Annotated in this window: 21 protein-coding genes; 13 read left to right on the forward strand and 8 right to left on the reverse strand. The window is 39.6% G+C overall.

What is annotated here, in order from left to right:
• Positions 1-297: 297 nt before the first annotated feature.
• Positions 298-1,593: a tyrosine--tRNA ligase gene (gene tyrS, locus FGM01_RS12540; RefSeq protein ID WP_208012730.1), complete on the reverse strand. Its 1,296-nt coding sequence runs from the start codon at positions 1,591-1,593 to the stop codon at positions 298-300.
• 160 nt (positions 1,594-1,753) lie between these two features.
• On the opposite strand from tyrS, the gene FGM01_RS12545 reads away from it, so the two are divergent.
• Positions 1,754-2,764, forward strand: a complete 1,011-nt coding sequence (locus tag FGM01_RS12545; RefSeq protein ID WP_143411510.1) for an NAD-dependent epimerase/dehydratase family protein — start codon at positions 1,754-1,756, stop codon at positions 2,762-2,764.
• Here the strand turns inward: FGM01_RS12545 and FGM01_RS12550 are convergent.
• From FGM01_RS12550 to FGM01_RS12560, 3 genes are read right to left on the reverse strand one after another with little or no spacing between them, the layout of a single operon-like run.
• Entirely contained in the window at positions 2,761-3,318 is a 558-nt protein-coding gene (locus tag FGM01_RS12550) for a DUF4296 domain-containing protein (RefSeq protein ID WP_143411511.1), read from the reverse strand. The two genes, FGM01_RS12545 and FGM01_RS12550, sit on opposite strands and share 4 nt — an antisense overlap.
• Entirely contained in the window at positions 3,308-4,651 is a 1,344-nt protein-coding gene (locus FGM01_RS12555) for a dihydroorotase (protein WP_143411512.1), read from the reverse strand. The genes FGM01_RS12550 and FGM01_RS12555 overlap by 11 nt, the downstream gene beginning before the upstream one ends.
• Positions 4,651-5,382 (reverse strand): polyprenol monophosphomannose synthase, encoded by a 732-nt coding sequence (locus tag FGM01_RS12560; RefSeq protein ID WP_143411513.1) that lies wholly within the window; start codon positions 5,380-5,382, stop codon positions 4,651-4,653. The genes FGM01_RS12555 and FGM01_RS12560 overlap by 1 nt, the downstream gene beginning before the upstream one ends.
• A 102-nt stretch (positions 5,383-5,484) precedes the next feature.
• Here FGM01_RS12560 and FGM01_RS12565 point away from each other — a divergent pair, with 102 nt between their 5' ends.
• Together FGM01_RS12565 and FGM01_RS12570 are read left to right on the forward strand one after the other, a co-directional pair.
• On the forward strand, positions 5,485-6,138 hold the full coding sequence (locus tag FGM01_RS12565; RefSeq protein ID WP_143411514.1) for a DUF4271 domain-containing protein: 654 nt from the start codon (positions 5,485-5,487) through the stop codon (positions 6,136-6,138).
• A gap of 24 nt (positions 6,139-6,162) precedes the next feature.
• Positions 6,163-6,909 (forward strand): uroporphyrinogen-III synthase, encoded by a 747-nt coding sequence (locus tag FGM01_RS12570; RefSeq protein ID WP_143411515.1) that lies wholly within the window; start codon positions 6,163-6,165, stop codon positions 6,907-6,909.
• A gap of 78 nt (positions 6,910-6,987) precedes the next feature.
• On the opposite strand, the gene pckA is transcribed toward FGM01_RS12570, so the two are convergent.
• The gene (gene pckA / locus FGM01_RS12575) at positions 6,988-8,586 is read right to left on the reverse strand and encodes a phosphoenolpyruvate carboxykinase (ATP) (RefSeq protein ID WP_143411516.1); all 1,599 of its coding nucleotides are present in this window, start codon (positions 8,584-8,586) and stop codon (positions 6,988-6,990) included.
• Positions 8,587-8,663: 77 nt separating this feature from the next.
• Positions 8,664-9,053: a DUF423 domain-containing protein gene (locus FGM01_RS12580; protein WP_143411517.1), complete on the reverse strand. Its 390-nt coding sequence runs from the start codon at positions 9,051-9,053 to the stop codon at positions 8,664-8,666.
• A 68-nt stretch (positions 9,054-9,121) separates the two neighbouring features.
• Between FGM01_RS12580 and FGM01_RS12585 the strand changes: the two genes are divergently transcribed.
• Both FGM01_RS12585 and FGM01_RS12590 read left to right on the forward strand, forming a co-directional pair.
• Positions 9,122-10,495: a saccharopine dehydrogenase family protein gene (locus FGM01_RS12585; protein ID WP_143411518.1), complete on the forward strand. Its 1,374-nt coding sequence runs from the start codon at positions 9,122-9,124 to the stop codon at positions 10,493-10,495.
• A 51-nt stretch (positions 10,496-10,546) separates the two neighbouring features.
• The gene (locus FGM01_RS12590; RefSeq protein WP_143411519.1) at positions 10,547-11,017 is read left to right on the forward strand and encodes an Lrp/AsnC family transcriptional regulator; all 471 of its coding nucleotides are present in this window, start codon (positions 10,547-10,549) and stop codon (positions 11,015-11,017) included.
• A gap of 55 nt (positions 11,018-11,072) precedes the next feature.
• Here FGM01_RS12590 and FGM01_RS12595 read toward each other — a convergent pair whose 3' ends face one another.
• Entirely contained in the window at positions 11,073-11,765 is a 693-nt protein-coding gene (locus FGM01_RS12595; protein WP_143411520.1) for a zinc metallopeptidase, read from the reverse strand.
• Between the two features lie 196 nt (positions 11,766-11,961).
• On the opposite strand from FGM01_RS12595, the gene pyrH reads away from it, so the two are divergent.
• The 8 genes from pyrH to FGM01_RS12635 all read left to right on the forward strand — a co-directional run bounded on the left by pyrH (position 11,962) and on the right by FGM01_RS12635 (position 22,864).
• On the forward strand, positions 11,962-12,669 hold the full coding sequence (gene pyrH, locus FGM01_RS12600) for a UMP kinase (protein WP_143411521.1): 708 nt from the start codon (positions 11,962-11,964) through the stop codon (positions 12,667-12,669).
• Between the two features lie 28 nt (positions 12,670-12,697).
• The gene (gene frr / locus FGM01_RS12605; protein ID WP_143411522.1) at positions 12,698-13,249 is read left to right on the forward strand and encodes a ribosome recycling factor; all 552 of its coding nucleotides are present in this window, start codon (positions 12,698-12,700) and stop codon (positions 13,247-13,249) included.
• Positions 13,250-13,348: 99 nt separating this feature from the next.
• Positions 13,349-15,805 carry a DUF5686 family protein gene (locus tag FGM01_RS12610; RefSeq protein WP_143411523.1) on the forward strand — a complete coding sequence of 819 codons (2,457 nt, stop codon included), beginning with the start codon at positions 13,349-13,351 and terminating at the stop codon, positions 15,803-15,805.
• 75 nt (positions 15,806-15,880) lie between these two features.
• Entirely contained in the window at positions 15,881-18,295 is a 2,415-nt protein-coding gene (locus FGM01_RS12615; RefSeq protein WP_143411524.1) for an efflux RND transporter permease subunit, read from the forward strand.
• A gap of 74 nt (positions 18,296-18,369) precedes the next feature.
• On the forward strand, positions 18,370-19,812 hold the full coding sequence (asnS, locus tag FGM01_RS12620) for an asparagine--tRNA ligase (protein WP_143411525.1): 1,443 nt from the start codon (positions 18,370-18,372) through the stop codon (positions 19,810-19,812).
• 4 nt (positions 19,813-19,816) lie between these two features.
• The gene (locus tag FGM01_RS12625) at positions 19,817-20,686 is read left to right on the forward strand and encodes an RluA family pseudouridine synthase (protein ID WP_143411526.1); all 870 of its coding nucleotides are present in this window, start codon (positions 19,817-19,819) and stop codon (positions 20,684-20,686) included.
• An 82-nt stretch (positions 20,687-20,768) separates the two neighbouring features.
• Positions 20,769-22,226 (forward strand): RNA polymerase factor sigma-54, encoded by a 1,458-nt coding sequence (rpoN, locus tag FGM01_RS12630; RefSeq protein ID WP_143411527.1) that lies wholly within the window; start codon positions 20,769-20,771, stop codon positions 22,224-22,226.
• On the forward strand, positions 22,226-22,864 hold the full coding sequence (locus tag FGM01_RS12635) for a hypothetical protein (RefSeq protein WP_143411528.1): 639 nt from the start codon (positions 22,226-22,228) through the stop codon (positions 22,862-22,864). The genes rpoN and FGM01_RS12635 overlap by 1 nt, the downstream gene beginning before the upstream one ends.
• Here FGM01_RS12635 and FGM01_RS12640 read toward each other — a convergent pair.
• On the reverse strand, positions 22,827-23,546 hold the full coding sequence (locus tag FGM01_RS12640) for a porin family protein (RefSeq protein ID WP_143411529.1): 720 nt from the start codon (positions 23,544-23,546) through the stop codon (positions 22,827-22,829). The genes FGM01_RS12635 and FGM01_RS12640 overlap by 38 nt on opposite strands.
• Between the last annotated feature and the right edge of the window lie 18 nt (positions 23,547-23,564).

A 23,564-nucleotide genomic window follows, 5' to 3' on the forward strand; every position in this document is an offset into this window, starting at 1 on the left:
CACCCAAACATCTTTATTCTGTGGCTAAGTGAAAATTTTTCATATTAGATTGGTTAGTTAGTTGCAAAGCCTTCAGGATCTCTCCTGAAGGCTTTTGTATTTTTTTCTAACTGTTAAAATTTTCGGTAAGAATTCAGGTTCGGGAGAAAAAAGCGATATATACAATAAGACAAATCGCAACCACGATTATTACATAGCTAATGGTATTCTCTGCTTTAGACTGACTCATAAAATAGGATCTGGTTTCTTAATTTACGTAATTTTTATAAACCCGGTTCTCTAAATTTTGAAGAGTACTCAAACTACCCGAATAATGTAGGTATTTTTCTTGCCTTTATTCAGAATAACATATTTCCCGTTTATAAGATCCTTTTCAGTAATGGTATAATCTTCTTTTACCTTTTCTTTATTCACAGATACAGAATTCTCTTTCAAAGCTCTACGGGCCTCTCCGTTAGAATTTAGAAATCCTGTTTTAGCCGCTAGTGCGCCAATCATGTCCAGTCCTGTATCTATATCACCCATGGAAACCTCTGCCTGGGGCACACCATCGAATACATCCAGGAAGGTTGACTCGTTCAGTTTTCTGAAATCATCTGCCGTACTCTTACCAAAAAGAACTTCAGAAGCAGTTACGGCATTTTCATATTCTTCTTCGTTATGCACAGTAATGGTTACTTCTTTCGCCAGCCTTTTCTGCAGCGCTCTTTGATGAGGCGCTTCCTTATGTTCGGCAATGATCGAATCTATTTCGGCCTTATCCAGGAAGGTAAAGATCTTGATATACTTTTCTGCATCCTCATCACTCGTATTCAACCAGTACTGATAGAATTTGTAAGGCGAAGTCCTTTTTGCATCCAGCCAGATATTTCCACCTTCACTTTTTCCAAATTTACTTCCGTCACTTTTAGTGATCAAAGGACAGGTTAGGGCATAAGCTTTACCCCCGGCTTTTCTTCTTACCAATTCTGTACCGGTGGTAATATTTCCCCACTGGTCGCTCCCCCCCATTTGCAGTGTACACTGCATCTCTTCATATAAATGGTAGAAATCATATCCCTGCACCAACTGGTAAGTGAACTCTGTAAAAGACATTCCTTCTGTTCCCTCACCCGATATTCTGTTTTTTACAGAATCTTTAGCCATCATATAATTTACGGTGATATGTTTACCCACGTCCCTGATGAAATCAAGAAAACTAATCTCCTTCATCCAGTCATAGTTGTTAACCAGTACCGCGTCATTCTCTTTACCGCTTTTAAAATCCAGAAATTGCGACAACTGGGACTTTACACATTCCTGGTTGTGTCTCAGGGTTTCTTCATCTAACAGATTTCTCTCACTTGATTTTCCGCTGGGATCTCCAATCATTCCGGTTGCTCCACCCACCAACGCAACAGGTCTGTGACCGCTTCGCTGCAAATGAGCCAGTAGCATGATGGGTACTAAATTACCTATGTGTAATGAATCGGCGGTGGGATCAAAACCAACATAGGCCGATCTCATTTTTTCAATTAAATGTTCTTCGGTTCCCGGCATGCTGTCATGCATCATTCCCCGCCAACGTAGTTCTTCTACCAGATTCTTTATCATTTTCTTTCGGTTTTAGATCACTTTAAGTTGTGATCTGCAAGAACTGAATCTTTTCCAAAGATCAAATTCAGTTTGTATTAATTAATTACTCTTCTTAAAAACAGGCGTAAAGATACCATAAAGCTTTATTTTTCCTAAGTGGTTTAGCTATATTTACCCCATGATTCTGGTAACCGGAGGTACAGGTTTAGTTGGCGCACATCTACTATTTGAACTGGCGCATAAACACGAAAAGCTTAGAGCTATTGCGAGATCCACCAGCAATACCCAGGCTGTTAGGAAAGTTTTCGGCTATTACAGAAATACTGCTGAAGCTGACCGTTTGTTTAAAAAGATAGAATGGATAAGAGCAGATATTAACGATATTCCCTCTTTGGAAAAGGCCTTCGAAAATGTGGAATATGTTTATCACAGTGCCGCGTTGATTTCCTTTGACCCCTCTGATGAAAAAAAACTGCGCAAAATCAATATTGAGGGTACGGCCAATATTGTAAATCAATGCATCCATAACAAAATTAAAAAGCTTTGTTATGTGAGCAGTGTGGCGGCAATAGGTAATCCTCTGAATAAAGCTGTAGTAGATGAAACCGCTAAATGGATTCCTGAAGAAGATCACAGCAATTACGCCATTTCGAAATACGGAGCTGAGATCGAAGCCTGGAGGGGCACTCAGGAAGGTATAGATACTGTGATTGTCAACCCCGGGATCATTCTGGGCCCAGGATTCTGGAATTCGGGCAGTGGCAGGATCTTTTCAAAAATAGATCAGGGGTTAAACTATCATTTCCCGAAAATTTCCGGGTTTGTGGGAGTTCATGATGTGGTGAAGTCTATGATCCAACTAATGGAATCTCCCATTGTTAATAAAAATTATATCGTGGTAGCCGAAAATATCAGCTTTGAAGAGGTATTCAAAATGACCGCGAAGCACCTGAACAAACCGGCACCTGCGAAAAAATTAAAAAAATGGATGATCGCTCTGGGCTGGTTCTTTCAAAAAATAGGAAGCTGGTTTGGTTTAAAGAGAGAGATCACTTACGAATCCATCAACGGATTGTATGCTGAAACTCAATACAGCAACAAAAAGCTTACAGAGGAATTAAATTTCAGTTTTGAACCCATTGAAAAGATGATAGGGGACACAGCCGAGATTTACCGAAAAGAGCATTAACCCTGCCGGTTCATACTAGCATCAAATTTTACGGCAGGCACAATAAGACTATCTTTCTTCTGCCTTATGCTGTCTTTATTGATAGCTTTTAAAGTCTTTACCGGTACAGAATCAATAATTCTAAGCCCCAGGGAATCCACTCGTCTCAAAGAATCTTTCCTGGCCAGCTTAATACTATCTTCAATTTTTACCTCGATAGCCCTTAACGAATCCATCCTGGTCTTAATAACCTGTAACCGGACTTTTACACTGTCATATATACGCTCGTAATCTGAATATTGCTCTGCGTAATAATCGTTACTTCTTTCAAATTGAAGGCTATCTATATTATACTTTGCAAAAACATAACCGGTAGGGTCTATCCCGGTGCTTTCGAGTTTTTGCTTATTATAATTTCGCGCAGCATTAAGCAGCGCAATTTCGGTCAAAACATCTATCATTTGATCTTCAGGAATAAGGTCTTCTGGTCTTTCTGTTTTTTCCAGGTTCTGGCAGGATACAGAAAACAACAGCAGAAGTACGAACAAGATCTTAATGTTCAGGTTATCGATCAAAGCTTAATCTTTCGGCGTTTTTAGTAAAAGGTGCATGTTTGAAGTTCTTGTAAACCAGCTTTCCATTTACGAATGTATGGGTAATTCTGGATTTAAAGGTTGTTCCTTCAAACGGGGACCACTGGCATTTTGAATAGATGTTATCTGGCTGCACCGCCCATGGAGAATTAAGGTCTACTAAAACAAGATCTGCTTTATACCCTTCCCTGATAAATCCTCTTTTATCCACATCAAAAAGAATGGCTGGATTATGACAGGCTTTTTCCACAATCTTTTCCAGGGTGATCTTTCCCTGGTGGTGCATTTGTAACAATGCCGGGAGGGCATGTTGCACTAAAGGACCACCACTTGGCGCCTTGGTATATACATTTTTCTTTTCTTCCTTGGTATGAGGCGCATGGTCTGTGGCCAGCACATCAAGCCTGTTATCATTAAGAGCATCCAGAAGGGCTTCCTGGTCTGCCTTAGTTTTAACTGCAGGATTCCATTTTATTAAAGTTCCCTTTTTCTGATAATCTGAATCATTGAACCAAAGATGATGTATACAGACCTCTGCAGTGATCTTTTTATCCTTTAAAGGTTTTTTATTACTGAAAAGGCTTAATTCCTTGGCGGTAGAAACATGAAAAACATGTAATCTCGCGCCGGTCTTTTTAGCCAGGGCAACAGCTCTGGAAGAAGATTTATAACAGGCCTCTTCGCTTCTTATTTTTGGGTGCAATTCAATAGGGATATCTTCCCCGTATCTTTCAATACATTCCTGAAGATTTTTCCTGATGGTTTCTTCATCTTCGCAATGAACAGCGATCAATACCGGAGATTTTTTAAAGATCTGCTCCAGAACTTTTTCATCGTCAACCAGCATATTTCCCGTAGAAGAGCCCAAAAATAATTTTAAGGCCGCGACATTCTTAGGATCTATTTTTTCGATCTCACTCAGGTTGTCGTTAGTACCGCCAAACATAAATGAGTAATTGGCATAAGAAGTTTCAGAAGCAATCCTGAATTTCTCCTCCAGCTCCTCTATAGTTGTAGTTTGCGGAAGGGTATTTGGCATCTCAATAAATGAGGTAATACCTCCTGCGACAGCAGCCCTGGAGCCGGTCTCTATAGATTCCTTGTGGGTGAGGCCAGGTTCCCTGAAATGTACCTGGTCATCTATAAGACCAGGCAACAGATAAGTTCCTTCGGCATCAAAAATATTTACATCTGGAGATTTTGCACTGATACTTTCAGCAATTTCGACGATAATGCCTTCTTCAATAAATACATCCCCATCTACGATCTTTCCTTCGTTAACTATCTTAGCGTTCTTTATTAAAACCTTTTTCATTAGATCCTTTTCCTGTTAAACAGACTTTTAAGCTTCATTTTAATTACCCCAAAAACGGCTTCCGAAATAATGGAACCGCTCATTTTAGAAGTACCCCTGGTCCTATCTGTAAAGATAACCGGGACCTCCACAATTTTATAATTAAGGAGATAAGCTTTGAACTTCATCTCTATCTGGAATGCATATCCAATAAACTGAATTCTATCGAGGTCTATTGCTTGCAGCACTTCCTTTTTATAACAAACAAATCCGGCAGTGGTATCCTGTATATCCATGCCGGTCACAAACCTGACATATCTTGAGGCCAGCCAGGACATTAAAACCCTGTTCATTGGCCAGTTAATCACATTCACTCCGGTGATATAGCGGGATCCTATAGCCACGTCTGCTCCGTCCCTCTTGCAGGTATTATATAACCTGATAAGATCATTGGGATTATGCGAAAAATCAGCATCCATTTCAAAAATGTAATCATACTGCTTTTTTAGCGCCCAGCGAAAACCATGAATATAGGCGGTACCCAGTCCCTGTTTACCGTGTCTTTCTTCAAGGAACAGCCTTTCAGGAAATTCTGCCTGCAGGGTCCTAACCCTGGTTGCAGTGCCGTCGGGAGAATTATCATCTACTACCAGTATATGAAACTTGCGTCTTTGAGAGAACACATTTCTAATTATGCGCTCAATATTTTCAATTTCATTAAAGGTGGGTATAATAATTAGCCCATTTACCATTCCCAAAAGTTTTGCACAAATGTATGCAAATTAAAACTTCAAATCTTTATGTTAGGCCTCCGGAATAAAGGTCAAAATTTTACATTTGTAAAAATTTTTTACATGCAGGCAATAGAAAGAATTTACGAATACCAGGATTGGATGACCATCCTTTTTCTGGCCTGTTTTATTCTTTTAGTGGCGGCAAAAATTTTATTCCCCCAACGTTTTGAGGAATTTACATCCCTTTTAAACTCCGGCAAATTTATAGCCTTTAAAGGAAAAGAGAATAAAGCTTTTCATGCTTTTAACATTTTATTGTTAACTCTGCAGGCGATTTCTGTTTCTATATTTTTATTTATAGCCTACCGTTTTTTCAGGGGGGCAGAGCCCGGACCATTTATACTCTTTATCAGGATTTTTACCGCCTATTTTTGTCTTATTTTAATCAAAGCCGGAGTAGAGAAAATCATTGGAAATATTTTCGATATAGACGAAAAAATAGACTACTATATCTTTCAGAAGTTTAGTTATAGAAATTTCATCTCCATATTTCTGTTATTTGCTTCTTTATTATTAATTTACGGGTTCTACCCTACAGGCCTTATATTAGGATTTATCGCCGGTTCAGCAATTCTCGCGAATTCTCTGGGCATGATTATAATATACAGGAGAAATCAAAGCCTTTTAAGCGCCAATTGGTTTTATTTTATTTTGTACCTTTGCGCACTTGAAATAGCACCTTATATAATTTTATATAAGCTAATTACAATCTAAAGAGGACCTAATAAAGTTTAATATATGAAAGTGAAAACAATTTTGGTTTCTCAACCTGAGCCTAAGGTGGAAAACTCACCTTATTTTGAGTTAGAGGAAAAGCAAAAAGTTAAAATTGATTTCATCCCTTTTATTCATGTTGAAGGAGTTCCATCGAAAGAAGTAAGACAGCAAAAGGTTGATCTTACCAAGTACACCGCAATCATTCTTACCAGTCGTAATGCAGTGGACCATTTCTTTAGAATTGCTGAAGAAATGAGGTTTAAGGTACCAGATAGTTTGAAATATTTTTGTTTAAGTGAGGCGGTTGCCTATTATTTACAGAAGTATGTCGTCTACCGTAAAAGGAAGATCTATGTAGGTAAAAGAACATTTACTGAACTTGCTCCGCTTATTAAGAAATATAAGAACGAAAAATTTCTTCTGCCGTCTTCAGATATGCTGAAGCCTGATGTACCTAAAACTTTGAACAAATTAGGGGTAGACTGGACCAAGGCAGTTTTTTACAGAACTGTTGTTAGTGATCTTTCGCATCTAAAGGACGTAACTTATGATATTCTGGTTTTCTTTAGCCCTAGCGGAATCAAATCTCTATTTGAGAATTTCCCGGATTTCAAGCAAAACGAAACCAGGATCGCTGTTTTTGGAAACACCACTATTAAAGCAGCAAAGGAACATGGACTTACTGTGAATATTAAGGCTCCAACGCCCGAAACTCCAAGCATGACCATGGCTATAAATAAATATATTAGCGAGGTTAATAAGAAGTAATTATTTTATTCTCCTTCACTTTCAAATAAAAAAAATCCGGTCACAGACCGGATTTTTTTTTCAACTAACAATTTAAAACTATTCGATTGGACCACCATTCATGATTTCCTCATTGGCATACTCTTCGAATTTACTAAAGTTCTTTCTGAAAAATCTTGATAACTCTTTCGCTTTACGATCATAGGCATCTTTATCTTTCCAGGTATTCTTTGGATTTAGTACTTCTGAAGGTACATTTTCACAGGTCTTTGGCATTTCCAGGCCAAAGATCTCGTGCTTTTCATATTCCACATCATCAAGCTTTCCTTCTAGAGCCGAGCTAATCATTTCGCGGGTATATTTTAACTTCATTCTGTTTCCTACCCCGTAAGGCCCGCCAGTCCAACCGGTATTTACCAGCCATACGTTCACTTCAGCAGCTTTCATTTTCTTGCTTAGCATTTCAGCATATTCTGTTGGATGCAATGGCATAAACGGTGCACCAAAACATGCAGAAAAACTAGGTACCGGTTCATCTACACCTGCTTCAGTTCCAGCTACTTTAGCAGTATAACCGCTAATAAAATGATAGGCAGCCTGTCCCGGAGTTAGTTTGCTGATTGGAGGCAATACCCCAAAAGCATCGGCCGTTAGGAAAAATATATTCTTTGGATTCTTACCCGAGGAAGGCTCCTGTATATTATCTATATGGTGAATAGGATAGCTCACCCTTGTGTTCTGAGTAATACTGGTATCCTGGAAATCTACATTGCCGTCTTTATCCAGAACAACATTTTCCAGGATAGCTCCCGGCTTGATCGCACGGTAAATGTCTGGTTCGTTTTTTTCAGTAAGATTGATCACTTTGGCATAACAACCTCCTTCAAAATTGAAAATCGTATTTTCTGAAGTCCAGCCATGTTCATCATCTCCAATTAATTTCCTTTCTGGATCTGCAGAAAGGGTAGTCTTACCTGTCCCGGATAATCCGAAAAAGATCGCGGTATCTCCATCTTCACCCACGTTAGCAGAACAGTGCATAGGCAGGGTATTCTTGTATACCGGAAGTATAAAGTTTAGAGCAGAAAAAATACCTTTTTTAATTTCTCCGGTATAACCGGTACCACCTATAAGGGCAATTTTCTTACTAAAATTTAGGATTGCAAAATTTTCCTGTCTCGTACCATCAGTCTCGGGATCTGCTTTAAACCCAGGAGCGTTTACAATTAACCAGTCTTCTTTAAAATCTGCCAGTTCATCCTCTTCTGGTCGCAGAAACATATTATAGGCAAACATATTAGACCAGGGATATTCATTAACCACCCTGATATTTAAACGGTATGCATCCTGTGCGCAGGCATAAGCATCACGGGCATAGACTTCTTTCCCGTTCAGATAATTTACTACCTTCTTATATAATTTATCGAACTTCTCCGGATCAAAAGGAATATTGATATCCCCCCACCATACTTTATCTGCGGTTACCTCATCTTTCACTATGAACCTGTCTTTGGGAGACCTACCGGTAAATTCGCCGGTATTCACTGCCAAAGCTCCAAAAGAGCTTTCCACACCCTGCCCAAGTCGCAATGTTTCACGGTGAAGTTGTTCTGGAGATAGCTGATAATGTACTGTGGCATTTTTGATGCCGTAATCCTCTAACGAAATCGTTTTCGTAATTTGGGTGTTATCGACCATAAAAAATCAATTCTGTTGTTTGTTTAGGCATACAAAAGTAAAAATCTTATGTAGATAAAACGTTAAACAAAATCAATTTATTTAGTTTTTAACTTTATGAATTTCAGTAATAATAAGAACCAGCCCAGTATTAACAGGGTGCCACCTAAGGGTGTTAATATGGCTATCGCTCTAAAATTCATCCCCAATATAGTTCCTGCAGATAATAAGTAAATTGAAACCGAGAATAAAATGACTCCTGTAAATAGTAAATAATAGATTGTATTTAGCTTCTCAAAGGATAGCACTTTTAATCCTCCAATTATTAAAAAAAGAAATGCATGATAAATCTGGAAGCGAACCCCGGTTTCGAAAGATTTAAGAGATTCTGCAGAAATCACCTCCTTGAGTCCATGAGCAGCAAAAGCACCTAAAATTACCGCCGTTAGCCCAAAAACAGCTCCACTGATTAAAAATTTTCTATGCATTATTTCAATTTTTTATAACTCAAAGTTTTAATACATTCGTCAGCCACTACACAAAACTAACTTAATTTATGCGAGAAATTTTAATTATAGGAGCAGGAAAATCCACTTCCGTTCTTATAGATTACCTACTGAAACAGGCCGAAACTGAGGATCTTTTTCTAAGAATAGGAGATCTGGATATTGATAATGCCCGCAAAGCCTGCCGGGATCACCAAAGATGTGAAGCTTTTGAGCTGGATGTCTTTAAATCTGAAAGCCGCGAACCCGCCATTAAAAAAGCCGATATAATCATTTCCATGCTTCCGGCGCGATTCCATATCGAGGTAGCCAGAGATTGTTTGAAGTATAGTAAGAATATGGTAACCGCATCTTACATCAGCGACGAAATGAAGGCCCTGGATGCTGAAGTTAAAGCTAAAGGCCTGGTATTTATGAATGAAATTGGCGTGGATCCCGGAATTGACCATATGAGCGCCATGCAGGTCATAGACAGGATTAGGGATAAAGGCGGTAAGATGCTTCTTTTCGAATCTTTTACCGGTGGGCTGGTCGCCCCGGAAAGCGACAATAACCTTTGGAATTATAAATTCACCTGGAATCCCAGGAATGTTGTGGTTGCGGGCCAGGGCGGTGTTGCTGAATTTATTCAGGAAGGAAAATATAAATATATTCCCTACCAAAGATTGTTCAGAAGAACCGAATTTTTGAAAATTGAGGGACACGGTAAATTTGAAGCTTACGCTAACAGAAACTCCCTAAAGTACCAGAGTATTTACGGGCTGGAAGATGTTTTGACCCTTTACCGTGGTACCATTCGTAAAGTTGGGTTCAGCCGTGCGTGGAATATGTTTGTACAATTAGGTATGACAGATGATAGTTTTGCCATGAAGAATTCAGAAGAGATGAGCTATCGCGATTTCATTAATGCATTCCTTCCATATTCACCCAGCGATTCTGTAGAACTAAAGGTGAGGCATAATCTGAAAATAGATCAGGATGATATCATGTGGGATAAGCTAATAGAGCTGGACCTTTTCAACCCTGATAAAAAGATAGGAATCAAAAACGCTACCCCGGCTCAGGCGCTGCAAAAGATATTGATGGATAAATGGACCCTGTCTGAAGATGATAAGGATATGATCGTGATGTACCACAAATTTGGGTACGAGCTAAATGGCGAAAGAAAGCAAATTGACTCAACTATGGTCAATATTGGAGAAGACCAGACCAAGACAGCAATGGCCAGGACCGTTGGTCTACCCGTGGCGATCGCCGCGATAATGATCTTAAATGGAAAAATTAAGACTCCCGGAGTTCAGCTTCCTATTAAAAAAGAGGTGTATCAGCCCATTCTGAAAAAACTGGAAGACCAGGGTATTAAATTTAAAGAGGAAGAGACGGAATACCTGGGATATAATCCATTTGGAGAGGTAGGAAATTAAATTTGAGAAGCATTTTTGTATTTTAGCTTTAAAATCAAAATAAATTGCTGAATGAAAATTGTCAATGATAGTGTAAAGCTTGATGGAATTGATAAAACGATTCTGAACTTCCTGATGAAAGATGCTAAAAAGCCTATTCTGGAGATCGCTAAAAATATTGGAATAACCGGTGCTGCGGTACATCAAAGACTTAGAAAGCTTGAAAAGTCGGGACTCATCGAAGGGTCTAAAATGAAGCTTGATGCGAGATTGCTGGGGTATAAAACCATGGCTTTCGTGGGAGTTTATTTAGACAAGGCGGTAAGTAACCCACAGGCCGTAAAGCAGCTGAGCCAAATCCCGGAAGTTATAGAATGCCACTACACCACAGGAAACTGGTCAATTTTTCTAAAGATCCTTTGCCGAGATAATGAGCATTTAATGAATGTACTAAACAAAAATATCCAGGCCATTGACGGAGTTTCGAGAACCGAAACATTTATCTCCCTGAACCAACAAATAGACAGGCAGATCAAAATTTAAACTAAAAAAGCTGTCTCTTAACAAGACAGCTTTTTTAGTTCAATATCATTTTCGATTAATCTCTACCCATATAAAGGCTAACAAAATACAGTAAGGTAGCCAGCGATCCCACCGCAGCAACCACATAGGTTCTTGCCGCCCATTTAAGGGAATCTTCAGCTGCATCATGTTCAGCTCCTGTCAGCATATTTTCATTTTCCAGCCACACAAGTGCTCTTTTACTGGCATCATACTCTACCGGCAAGGTTATAAAACTAAACAGCGTTCCCGCAGCATACATTATAATACCAAGTAGTAAAACGGTTTGCCCTACTCCTGCTCCTACCATGGTCATAAGGATCAAACCTCCAAAGATCGCCCATTGGGATAATTTAGAAGCAACGCTTACCACCGGCACCAGTTTACTTCTCATTTGTAACCAGCTATAAGCCGTTGCGTGCTGTACAGCATGACCACATTCGTGGGCAGCAACCGCCGCCGCCGCAGCATTTCTCTGAGAATACACTCCCTCGCTCAAATTAATCGTTTTCTTCGCGGGGTTATAATGATCTGAAAGCATTCCCGGGGTGGAAATAACCTTAACATCGTGAATACCATTATCCCGCAACATCTTTTCTGCGATTTCCTTACCGCTCATTCCATTTTGCAGGTGAACTTTAGAGTATTTCTTGAATTTACTTTTGAGCTTATTACTCACATACATACTTACTATAAAAATAAGTCCCGCTATTATATAATATCCCATCATAGGTGTAAATTTTATTTAATTTTTTCAAATCAAATATATCAAAAATCCGGCCATAGCTACTTAACTGGTAGCGTGACAAATTACCTGTCACAAGTTAATTTCTATTAAAAGCATCCTAATGGTTTTCAAAAAGCTGCCATTATATTTCACAAATTCAGATATTAGCTATATTTGCAACGATTAATAAAAATCAGCTATGCAATACAAGAGAATACTTTTAAAACTATCTGGAGAGGCTTTGATGGGAAACCGCCAATATGGCATTGATCCGGAGCGGTTGGCAGAATATGCAGAGGAAATTAAAACGGTAGTTGACAAAGGTGTTGAGCTGGCGATTGTAATTGGTGGAGGAAACATTTTTCGTGGAGTTGCAGGAGCCAGCCGCGGAATGGACAGAGTCCAGGGAGATCATATGGGAATGCTTGCCACGGTAATTAACGGTCTTGCTTTACAGAGTGCCCTGGAAGATGCAGATATCCAAACCAGGCTACAATCTGCAATAAAAATCAACGAAGTGGCAGAGCCTTTTATTCGTCGTAAAGCTATCAGGCATCTGGAGAAGGGCAGGGTAGTAATTTTTGGAGGTGGAACCGGAAACCCATATTTCACCACAGACTCGGCTGCAGTTCTAAGGGCCATTGAGATCAAAGCAGATGTTATCCTTAAAGGAACCCGTGTAGATGGTATTTACACTGCCGACCCTGAAAAAGATAAAGAAGCGACTAAATTCGATTTCATTACATTTGAGGATGTAATCAAGAAAGGGCTGAAAGTGATGGACACCACTGCCTTCACCTTAAGCCAGGAAAACGAATTACCAATTATTGTATTCGACATGAACAAACCGGGTAACCTTTTAAAGGTTGCAACTGGAGAGCGTGTAGGAACAAAAGTGAACCTATAAATCTGAACTTGTAAATAATTTTTAAAAAATGGATGAAGTTGAATTTATTATAGAAGCAGCAAAAGAAGGAATGGAAGGCGCCATTTCGCATCTTAAAAAACAACTTTCAAATATACGTGCAGGGAAAGCCAGTCCAAATATGCTAGGTAGTGTCATGGTGGAATATTACGGTGCAAAGACTCCATTGCAACAGGTGGCGAATGTAAATACACCCGATGCCAGAACCCTTTCTATTCAGCCTTTTGAAAAAAGTTTGATCCAGGAGATCGAAAAAGGAATTATGATGGCGAATCTTGGTTTTAACCCAATGAACAATGGGGAGAGTGTGATCATAAATGTTCCGCCATTAACAGAAGAAAGAAGAAAGCAATTGACCAAACAGGCGAAAGCTGAAGCTGAAGACGCTAAAGTTGGGGTAAGAAACGACCGCAAGCAGGCGATGCAGGAATTAAAGAAACTTGATATTTCTGAAGATCTTTTGAAAAGTTCAGAAGATGATGTTCAGGAATTGACCAATACCTATATAGAGAGAATAGACAGTATACTGGCTGTGAAAGAAAAAGAGATCATGACCGTTTAATGTTCTCTGAACTACAGAAATTTGCCGGCTTGGATCTGAATTATCTTCAGATTTGACCCGGCATTTTTATTTTAATCCTGCTATTAATTAAAATCTTAAATGCGCTCTACCTTAATTGTTTTTTTATTCTTTTTAAGTGCAGGTTTATTCGGGCAGACGATCCCCGGCAGGGTAATTAATAAACAAACAAAAGAACCACTTGCTTACGCAAAAATAGAATGGAATGAGGGCAGGCAGATATTAACCAATATCGACGGCAGCTTTGAGTTACCATTGGAAAAAGACAGGGACAGTATCAGTTTTTCCTATGTTGGTTATAAAACCATAAAAGTACAGATAAGTAAAGACACCAGGTATTTGCAGGTTGGAATGACGCCGGCTTACGAACAACTTGAAACGGTTATGATCTCCAACGAAAGAGACCCTGCGGAAGTCCTCATAGAAAAAGCCATTCGAAACCGCGAAAAAAACGATCCGGAGAAAGTATTGAGTGGCTTTAAATATCGCTCATATTCGAAATTTATCATTGATAATGAATCCGGAGGCATGAGTATGCAGGCAGACTCTACTTCTGCAGCCATTCGAACTATAATAAATGAAGGGAGAGCCTATCTTTCTGAGAAGGTTTCTGAGCATTACTTTTCTGCAAACAATATCCACAAAGAAGAGGTCTTGGGCATTCAAACAGCAGGATTTAAGAAACCGGTTTATAAAATACTGGGGATGGAGCTGCATCCATTATCACTGTATAAGCACAATTACAAATTGTATAAAACAGAATATGCTGGTCCTTTGGCAACGAATGCCTTTAAGAATTATCAATACAAAATCCTCGACACAACTTCTGGCGAAAGACCCGCTTATGTGGTTTATTTTAATCCCAGACGTGAAGAAGTCGTAGCCGGCCTGGAAGGAATTCTATATCTTGACACCATAAGCCTGGGCATACAGAAGGCAAAGGCGCAACTACTTGGAGAGATCAGGCTGGAAGTGGAGCATGATTATAAGTACTATCCGGCAAAAGATGTTTGGTTTCCTTCAGAGCAATCAACGAAAATAAGACCTGGCTCCGGCGGCAAGGAGATCGCAGTTTTTGGCGGAACCATAACTTTAGGCACCGTCCAGCAGAAAAAAGGCGTTTTAGATTTGATTTTCGGATCTGAAGAGGTTTCAAAAAATTTATTTTTAAACTCCTTAACAACAAATTACGAAGTTGACCTGGATTATGACGGTGAAATTAAAAATCCCGGTGCCGCGATAGACGTGTATGCAAAGGCTACTTCCAGGGATAGCCTCTACTGGGTTGAGAATCGTAAAATTGATTTTACAGAAAGGGATAAAGCCACCAGGGAAAAGGTAGATAGTATCATACAAGCCGGAAATGTTGAGCGCAAGATCCAGGTAAAACAAGCCATCGCATCGGGCTATTATCCCGTAGGTTTCTGGGATGTGGACTTAAGCCGTATCTTTAAATTCAACAATTATGAGGGAATCAGGCTTGGTTTTGGCGGAAAAACAAACGATAAATTTTCTGATGATTTTAATCTTAACGGCTATACTACTTATGGCTTTAAAGACGAAGTTTTAAAATATGGAGCAGGCACAGAGCTCTACCTCAATAAAAAGACCGGTACAAGCCTGAATTTTTCCTTCGAAAGGGACATCCGGGAAACGGCTTCCTTTCATTACCTGAAAGGTCAGCGCACCTTTGCCATTCTGCAGCCGCGTTTTGTAAATATCAACTTCTATTACAATTATAGAAAATATGCCAGCAGCGTGGAGCACAGGATCACTCCAAAGCTAGATATGGAATTACAGGTGGCCCGCGAGGAAATCTGGCAGATTAGGCAGTATAGCTTTCTACACAATGGCACAGAATACAGGGATTATGACCTCTCTTCCCTTAGCCTTTCATTTTTATGGAGACCTTTTTCAAAATTCCTCAATACCCCGGAAAGTAATATCATACTCGAAAAAAACTTCCCCCAGTTTACAGGACATATAGAACAATCATTTTCTTCATTTGACGGTACCTTTAATTTTACAAGGATAGGTTTAAAGGCAGAGCACGAAATTCGCCGGCTGGACAGATCCAGAACCGAATTTATTCTTGAGGGCAACTACGGCTTTGGCGACCTGCCCCTGACGCATACCTTCCATGCAAACCCCAATAACCCTGGCAGAGAAGGCGTCTTCCGGCGATTTTCTATTGCGGGAAGGAATGGTTTTGAAACAATGTTCTTTAATGAATTTTTTAGTGAAAGACAGGCGAGTCTGCACGTTAGACATCAACTAAGACCTTTTTTGATCTCTGACCATTTTCAACCCGAACTGGTATTTATTTCCAGGCATGCCATCGGTGATTTTGATAATATGGCTAAGCATCAGAACATAACTTTCAATACTTTAAACCATGGATATTCAGAAGCCGGAATCGAACTGAATAAAATCCTGGCCGGTCTTGGTCTTGGCGCAGCCTATAGATATGGTGCTTACCACCGGGAAACATTCAAAGATAACTTTGCTTTAAAATTTACATTACAGCTTCAGCTTTAAAAAGCACAAGATAAATCCTCTTATCTGAACTATTTAAGGTAGCTTTTTCTAACTTTGCGCCGCTAAAACATGGCCATGCATAAGATATTCAGCTTTGGATTTTGGAATTCCATCGCCCGCCTTATTCTAAGAAACAGGATCATTATTATTATTCTGATCTCGGTTGCTACTTTCCTGCTTTCCACGCAATGGAAAAATATGCGTTTTTCCTATACGGAAGCAAACCTGATGCCCGATGATCACCCCGTGAATATTAACTATAATGATTTTCTTAATAAGTTTGGGGAAGAGGGGAACCTAATCCTATTGGGAGTGCAGGATTCTACTATTTTCACTCCGGAAAAATTCAGGGCCTGGAATGAACTCACCAATAAATTATCTACCTATCCGGAGGTGGATCATATCATTTCTCCGGCCAGCCTGCAGGAACTCAAAAAGTTCGAAGATCCAAAAAGATTCGAAATGGTACCGGTGCTTGACACCGCCTCACCTGATAGTATTCAGCTAAAGCAATTTGAAAATAAGCTCTTTACTGAACTGCCATTTTATGAAAACCTGGTTTTCAGTTCAAATTCCAATACCATACAATCTGCTTTATATTTAAATAAGGACCTCGTTAATACAAAAGCCAGGAAGATATTTGTGCTGGAAGAACTGGACCCACTTATCCAGGAATTTGAAGATAAATATGGAATTGATGTTCGCGTCTCCGGGATGCCATATATCAGGACTTTAAATGCACAGAATATTGTAGATGAAATAGGTCTCTTTATCCTGGCCGCCCTTTTTGTTACGTCCCTGATCTTCTTTTTCTTTTTCAGATCTTTAAGAGCAACCCTTATTTCCATGTTTACGGTTTGTATTGGGGTAATGTGGGCGTTTGGCGTAATTGGGCTTCTCCACTACGAGATCACAATACTTACGGCATTGATCCCGCCCCTAATTATCGTGATAGGAATCCCTAACTGTATCTTCCTGATAAATAAATACCAACAGGAAATCAAAAAACATGGCAACCAGGCAAAATCACTACAGCGCGTGATTACTAAAGTGGGGAATGCCACTTTATTGACCAATCTTACCACTGCCTCAGGTTTCGCAACATTCATATTGACCGACAGTAAATTACTTGCAGAATTCGGGGTGGTGGCATCCATCAATATCATTGCCATTTTCGTGCTTAGCCTGTTGATCATCCCGATCATTTACAGTTATCTTAATCCTCCTAAGGACCGGCATTTAAAGCATCTTAATAAAAAATGGATTGGTGGATTTGTGAACTGGATGGAGAATATGGTACGAAATCATCGTATCGCGATATATATCTCTTCCCTAGTCCTGCTTGTAGCAAGCATTATAGGGATCTATACGATTAAAATATCCGGAAGTATCCTAGAGGATATGCCACAGAATACCACATTTTTTAAGGATGTAAAATTCTTTGAAAATGAATTTGACGGGGTGATGCCATTAGAGATCTTAATAGATACCAAAAGACCTAAAGGCGTCATGAAGCTTTCCACTCTTAAAAAGATGGACCAGCTTGAGTCCTTTATACAGGACATCCCGGAGCTCTCCAAACCACTGTCTGTAAACAGACTGGTAAAATATTCCAAACAAGCCTATTATAATGGTAATCCTAAATATTACCAGTTACCATCCTCACAGGAACGTAATTTCATAATGCCATACGCAAGAAATCTTTCTTCCAGTGAAGGGCTTATGCAATCTTATGTAGATTCTACAGGTCAGTACGCCAGGATCACTACTTTTATGAAGGATGTGGGCACAGAGCAGATGGAAGAGATCGAAAACGATCTTTTGCCACAGATCCAAAAAATATTCCCGGAAGATCGATATAATGTTTCGCTAACCGGTAAAGCCCTTCTTTTTCAAAAAGGAACCAATTACCTGGTGAGGAATCTTATTATTTCTTTGGGACTCGCCATCTTCCTTATCGCCATTCTTATGGCCTGGATGTTTCGAAGCTTTAGAATGATCATCATTTCTCTGGTGCCCAACCTGCTGCCATTGATTGTCACAGCAGGTGTTATGGGATTCATAGGGGTTCCTATAAAACCATCTACAATTCTTGTCTTTAGTATTGCGTTTGGGATCTCTGTAGATGATACCATTCATTTCCTGGCAAAATACCGGCAGGAGTTAAAAGCGAACAACTGGAAGATCAAGCGATCGGTCTATGCAGCACTGAGAGAAACCGGGGTTAGTATGTTCTACACATCAATTGTTCTGTTTTTTGGATTTTCAGTATTCATGATCAGTAGTTTTGGGGGTACCGTAGCTTTAGGCGGACTGGTATCAGCAACTTTACTTTTCGCCATGCTGGCCAATCTTCTACTTTTACCGTCTCTGCTGCTATCCTTGGAAAGAAGTATCGCCAACAAAAAGGTTCTAAAAGAACCGGCGATGAGGATCATTGAGACTGAAGAGGATGATAAGGACTTCAATACAGAGGACAATAAGAATTAATATTATTAATAAAATAGCCTGCTTGCTAAGCTTCAGGCGAAAAACTATCTTTGTTTTTCTAAAATTTCAACTAAATGATACAAGCAAAAGTCGCTGATATACTGGAAAGCGACCAGTTTTTACAGGAACACCATGTTAAAGGTTGGGTACGCTCTTTCAGGAGCAATAGATTTATTGCCCTTAATGATGGTTCAACCCTAAAAAACCTTCAGTGTGTTATAGATTTTGAAAATACCGATGAAGATCTTATCAAAAGGATCAATGTAGGTGCTGCCATCTCTGTAAAGGGAGTCTTAAAGGAAAGTCTGGGTAGCCAGCAGCGGGTTGAGATCGAAGTGACCGAGCTTGAAATTCTGGGGGATGCAAACCCTGAAGAGGTAAAGCTTACGATACTATCTCCAAAGAAACACAGTATGGAGAAGCTTCGGGAGCAGGCGCATCTAAGAGTAAGAACAAATACCTTTGGTGCTGTTATGCGTGTTCGTAGCAGGTTGTCTTTTGCGGTTCACAAATACTTCCAGGACAGGAACTTCTTTTATGTAAATACTCCTATTATCACAGGAAGTGATGCTGAAGGAGCGGGCGAAATGTTCCGGGTTACAAGTATGGATATCGCCAATACTCCCAAAAACGAAGACGGCAGTATTAATTATAAAGAAGATTTCTTCGGGAAAGAAACCAATCTGACGGTTTCCGGACAGCTGGAAGCAGAAACATTTGCTTTAGGATTGGGGCAGGTTTATACCTTCGGACCCACTTTCAGAGCTGAAAATTCGAATACTTCCCGTCACCTGGCAGAATTCTGGATGATAGAGCCAGAAGTTGCTTTTTGCGACCTTGACGGCAATATGGACCTGGCAGAAGATTTCATCAAATATGTTCTTAAATATATATTGAAACATTGCAAGGAAGATCTCGAATTCCTGGCTGAAAGACAGGATAATGAAGATAAGCTTAAACCAAAAGCCGAGAGAAGTGAAATGGGACTTCTTGAGAAGCTCAATTTTGTCTTGGAGAACAACTTTAAAAGAGTTAGCTATACCGAGGCGATCGAGATCCTGAAGAACAGCAAACCTAACAAGAAGAAGAAATTTAATTATATAATAGAAGAATGGGGCGCAGATCTACAAAGTGAGCATGAAAGATACCTTGTAGAAAAGCACTTTAAATGCCCGGTAATATTATTTGATTATCCTGCCAATATTAAAGCCTTCTACATGAGGTTAAATGAGGATGGTAAAACCGTGCGAGCCATGGATATATTATTCCCGGGAATAGGCGAAATCGTGGGAGGAAGTCAGCGTGAGGAAAGACTGGATGTTTTGAAAGAAAAAATGGCCGAGCTCAATATTCCTGAAGAAGAACTCTGGTGGTACCTGGATACCCGAAAGTTTGGAACCTGTGTACATAGCGGATTTGGTCTTGGATTTGAAAGACTGGTACAGTTTGCTACCGGGATGGGTAACATTAGGGACGTGATTCCATTTCCGCGAACCCCGCAAAACGCAGAATTTTAATAATTTGAAAATACTAGAAACGCATATAGCTCCTGCAATCACAGAACCCATACGATTGCAGGAATATGCGGTTTCTATCTTCAGTCCTATTCAATCCAGAAGCGGTTTAAAAAAAGCTATTAAGAAGAATTTACTTTTAATAGATGGTAAAGAAGCCAAAACCGGCGACTGGATAACGGAAGGTCAGGCCATTTCACTCCTTCAGGAAGAATTATCAGAAAAAAAAATCTTCAACCTGGATCTTGAAGTTCTATTCGAGGACGAGCATATTGCAGCAATTTTAAAGCCTGCGGGTTATCCCACCAGCGGCAATTTCTTTAAGACCATAGAAAATGCCTTGCCACATAATCTTGGACCTTCAAAAGAACCCGATGCATTAGCTTACCCCCTGCCCGTGCACAGATTAGACAGTCCTACCGCTGGCATTTTACTTTGCGCCAAAACAACCCGGGCCCTACTCAAGCTTCAACAGGCATTCGCAGAAAAGACAATCCAGAAAAAATATTATGCCCTGGTTTATGGTAAGATCTCAAAGGAGCGGGAAATAGATTCAGCGATAGAAGATAAACCGGCTAACACTCTGGTAAAGCCTCTAAATTTTTATCAAATAAAAGGATCTCTGTATACGCTGGTAGAAGCAAAACCGTTAACAGGGAGGACCCACCAAATAAGAGTACATTTAAATAATATTGGCTATCCTATCGTGGGAGATAAAATTTATGGAGATAAGGAAAGTGACTATTTCAGGAATAAAAACCTTTTCCTCTTTTCAGGTGGAATAAAGTTGCAACACCCTGTTAACCATAGGCCGCTGGAAATAGAAACTAAACTTCCCAAGAGATTTCGCAACCTGAATAATTATAAGATGCCTTAACAAAAATTTATTACAATCATGTTATATGCCAAAGGTGGTATGGCCTGTATTTTCCTTATTTTTGTTAGAGACCCTAAAATTTATGCTTAAGCAACAATTAAATTTCAAATTATCACAGAAGCTATCTCCGCAGCAGATCCAGCTTATGAAACTCATTCAATTACCTACACAGGCATTTGAACAGAGGATCAAGCAGGAACTGGAGGAAAACCCTGCTTTGGAAGATGGTAAGGAGGAACGCATTGATGAGTATGATGACATTGGAAATGAAAATACCGAGGATGATTATGATTCTGAAACTATTGAAACCGATATAGACGTTGATGAATATCTTAGTGATGATGAAATACCAAGTTACAGGCTAAATGCCAACAATTATAGTGCAGATGATGAGGACAGGCAGGTACCATATGCTGCAGGAACTTCCTTTACACAATATTTAAAAACCCAGCTAAGCACAATTCGCCTGGATGAGATTGAAGAGGAGATCGCAGAATTCCTTGTAGGTAGTGTTGATGAAAGCGGTTATATAAGAAGAAGCGTTCAGGATATTGTGGATGATCTTGCTTTCACCCAGAATATTTATACAGATGAGGAAACCGTGGAAAAAGTACTGCAGAAAGTACAGAAACTGGATCCGGCGGGTGTAGGAGCAAGAAGCCTGGAAGAATGCCTTATTATACAACTCAACCGCAAGGAACCAACCAAACAGGTGGAACTGGCAAAGGATATAATGGAAAGGTCTTTTGATCATTTCAGCAAAAAACATTATACCAAATTACTGGCCCGTCATGACATTACCGAAGATGAACTTAGAGATGCTATTGAAGTCATAGAACACCTGAATCCCAAACCGGGAGGAGCATATTCAGGGAACACAAGAATGGTAGAGCATGTGATCCCCGATTTTACTATAAAAATTGAAGACGGGGAATTGCAATTAACCCTGAATGGTAGAAATGCACCCGAAATGCATATTTCCAGGGATTACAATAACATGCTTAAAGGCTATAAGGAATCAAAAGAGAAGACAAAAGCACAGAAAGATGCGGTAATGTTCATTAAACAGAAGCTGGATGCCGCCAAATGGTTTATCGAGGCAATTAAACAAAGGCAACAGACTCTAATGGTTACAATGAGCTCCATAATGAACTATCAAAAAGAGTATTTCCTTACCGGAGATGAACGAAATTTGAGACCTATGATCCTTAAAGATATCGCCGATGAAATTGAAATGGATGTCTCAACGGTATCAAGGGTGGCAAATTCTAAATATGTAGATACACCTTATGGTACAAAACTTATCAAGGAATTCTTTTCAGAATCGATGACCAATGACCAGGGTGAAGAAGTATCCACCAGAGAGATCAAAAAGATCCTGGAGATGTCCATAGAAGAAGAGGATAAAAGGAGGCCACTTACAGATGAGAAACTGGCAAAAGTTTTAAAAGATAAGGGTTATCCAATTGCCCGGAGAACCGTGGCCAAGTACAGGGAACAGTTAGATATTCCGGTGGCCAGACTACGCAAAGAAATTTAATGAGAATATTACTTAAGCTTGTCTCCTACCTGTTTCACCCTCTCTGGATGCCCTTTGCCGGCAGTTTGTTCTATTTTACATTCACCCCCAGGTTTTTTCCACGAGAGATCATAGAAGCAAAATTACTGGCGATCTCCATCATCACTATATTTATACCAGTTGTCTTTTATTTTCTTCTGAAAAATTTAGGAAAAGCTGAATCGATTTTTCTAGAGAATGTAAAGGAACGGCAATGGCCTTTATTCTTTTTCATTCTTTTAAATATCATGGTGCTCAACCAGGTGCTGAATATTTATAATTATCCCGGCCTGTTCTATTACTTTACCGGTATACTCCTTACCACCATAATCACCTATTTGTTCACGTGGCTTAGAATGAAAATAAGCTTGCATATGGCAGGTATTGGGGGCCTTTTAATGTTCATTATTGGATTCTGTACTTATTTTCACCTTTATTTTATCTACACTATAAGTTTTCTGATCGTGGCATCAGGTCTAAGTGCTTCTTCAAGACTTTATTACAAGGCACATACAAAATGGGAGCTTTTCCTGGGATTCCTTGCCGGTTTGATACCACAACTGGCCTTATTCAGTTTCTGGTTTACAGAATATAGAATGTCAGACCTATTTTCAAGGTAGAAAGATCAATGGGAGCATCGTTGACCGTGGCATTTTTGAAGAAAGGGTTCAGTGCGTAGTAGAACTGAAAATTAAAGGTATTATATCCAAAGGTGAAGGTGGCACCTAATCTTAGGCGTTCAAGCTCTTCAAGATCATTCACTATGACTTCCCGGTTATCATCGCGGAAACGGCTTCTGAAATGATACACGTAACCTAAACGCATCCCGGTATAGATCCGCCAGAATTTATAACTTTCAGGCGTGGAAGTACGCCATCTGAATTCTATTGGCGCTTCTATTAACTGGGTGGTAAACCGGTTAGTACTGTAAGTTTCATTATTACCAAGGCTTCGGAAAATTGTCGCTCCATCATTTCCCTTTCCTATGAAGAGGTTCTGACCATAGGTATTTATAGACCAGCCCAAACCTAAGCCCAAGGCAACATTACGCCTCTCATTTAAAGGGAAATCCCGAATAAAACCAAGATTAAGTCCTCCTGAAAAGCTTTCCTGCGAAACACCCGGAGGCTGATTAGTGACAAGATTAAAATGAAAACCGGCATAGAATTGATCCTCGCGATACAGGCTATCTATAGTAAAGGGAATTGTATCTGGAATCTCATATTGATCCTCTTCCTCCTGCGCAAACGCCAGGAAAGGCAATGAGAATAAAATGATTAATAAAATGTCTTTATAGCTCATGACAACCGGGATCTGAGG

The sequence above is a fragment of the Christiangramia sabulilitoris genome, assembly GCF_007050985.1.
Classification (GTDB): domain Bacteria; phylum Bacteroidota; class Bacteroidia; order Flavobacteriales; family Flavobacteriaceae; genus Christiangramia; species Christiangramia sabulilitoris.

What these genes read in the sequence shown, in the direction of transcription:
- tyrS (WP_208012730.1), bottom strand. Translation starts at nt 1,593, where the DNA reads ATGATAAAGAATCTGGTAGAAGAACTACGTTGGCGGGGAATGATGCAT.
- FGM01_RS12545 (WP_143411510.1), top strand. Translation starts at nt 1,754, where the DNA reads ATGATTCTGGTAACCGGAGGTACAGGTTTAGTTGGCGCACATCTACTA.
- FGM01_RS12555 (WP_143411512.1), bottom strand. Translation starts at nt 4,651, where the DNA reads ATGAAAAAGGTTTTAATAAAGAACGCTAAGATAGTTAACGAAGGAAAG.
- FGM01_RS12560 (WP_143411513.1), bottom strand. Translation starts at nt 5,382, where the DNA reads ATGGTAAATGGGCTAATTATTATACCCACCTTTAATGAAATTGAAAAT.
- FGM01_RS12565 (WP_143411514.1), top strand. Translation starts at nt 5,485, where the DNA reads ATGCAGGCAATAGAAAGAATTTACGAATACCAGGATTGGATGACCATC.
- FGM01_RS12570 (WP_143411515.1), top strand. Translation starts at nt 6,163, where the DNA reads ATGAAAGTGAAAACAATTTTGGTTTCTCAACCTGAGCCTAAGGTGGAA.
- pckA (WP_143411516.1), bottom strand. Translation starts at nt 8,586, where the DNA reads ATGGTCGATAACACCCAAATTACGAAAACGATTTCGTTAGAGGATTAC.
- FGM01_RS12580 (WP_143411517.1), bottom strand. Translation starts at nt 9,053, where the DNA reads ATGCATAGAAAATTTTTAATCAGTGGAGCTGTTTTTGGGCTAACGGCG.
- FGM01_RS12585 (WP_143411518.1), top strand. Translation starts at nt 9,122, where the DNA reads ATGCGAGAAATTTTAATTATAGGAGCAGGAAAATCCACTTCCGTTCTT.
- FGM01_RS12590 (WP_143411519.1), top strand. Translation starts at nt 10,547, where the DNA reads ATGAAAATTGTCAATGATAGTGTAAAGCTTGATGGAATTGATAAAACG.
- FGM01_RS12595 (WP_143411520.1), bottom strand. Translation starts at nt 11,765, where the DNA reads ATGATGGGATATTATATAATAGCGGGACTTATTTTTATAGTAAGTATG.
- pyrH (WP_143411521.1), top strand. Translation starts at nt 11,962, where the DNA reads ATGCAATACAAGAGAATACTTTTAAAACTATCTGGAGAGGCTTTGATG.
- frr (WP_143411522.1), top strand. Translation starts at nt 12,698, where the DNA reads ATGGATGAAGTTGAATTTATTATAGAAGCAGCAAAAGAAGGAATGGAA.
- FGM01_RS12610 (WP_143411523.1), top strand. Translation starts at nt 13,349, where the DNA reads ATGCGCTCTACCTTAATTGTTTTTTTATTCTTTTTAAGTGCAGGTTTA.
- FGM01_RS12615 (WP_143411524.1), top strand. Translation starts at nt 15,881, where the DNA reads ATGCATAAGATATTCAGCTTTGGATTTTGGAATTCCATCGCCCGCCTT.
- asnS (WP_143411525.1), top strand. Translation starts at nt 18,370, where the DNA reads ATGATACAAGCAAAAGTCGCTGATATACTGGAAAGCGACCAGTTTTTA.
- rpoN (WP_143411527.1), top strand. Translation starts at nt 20,769, where the DNA reads ATGCTTAAGCAACAATTAAATTTCAAATTATCACAGAAGCTATCTCCG.
- FGM01_RS12635 (WP_143411528.1), top strand. Translation starts at nt 22,226, where the DNA reads ATGAGAATATTACTTAAGCTTGTCTCCTACCTGTTTCACCCTCTCTGG.
- FGM01_RS12640 (WP_143411529.1), bottom strand. Translation starts at nt 23,546, where the DNA reads ATGAGCTATAAAGACATTTTATTAATCATTTTATTCTCATTGCCTTTC.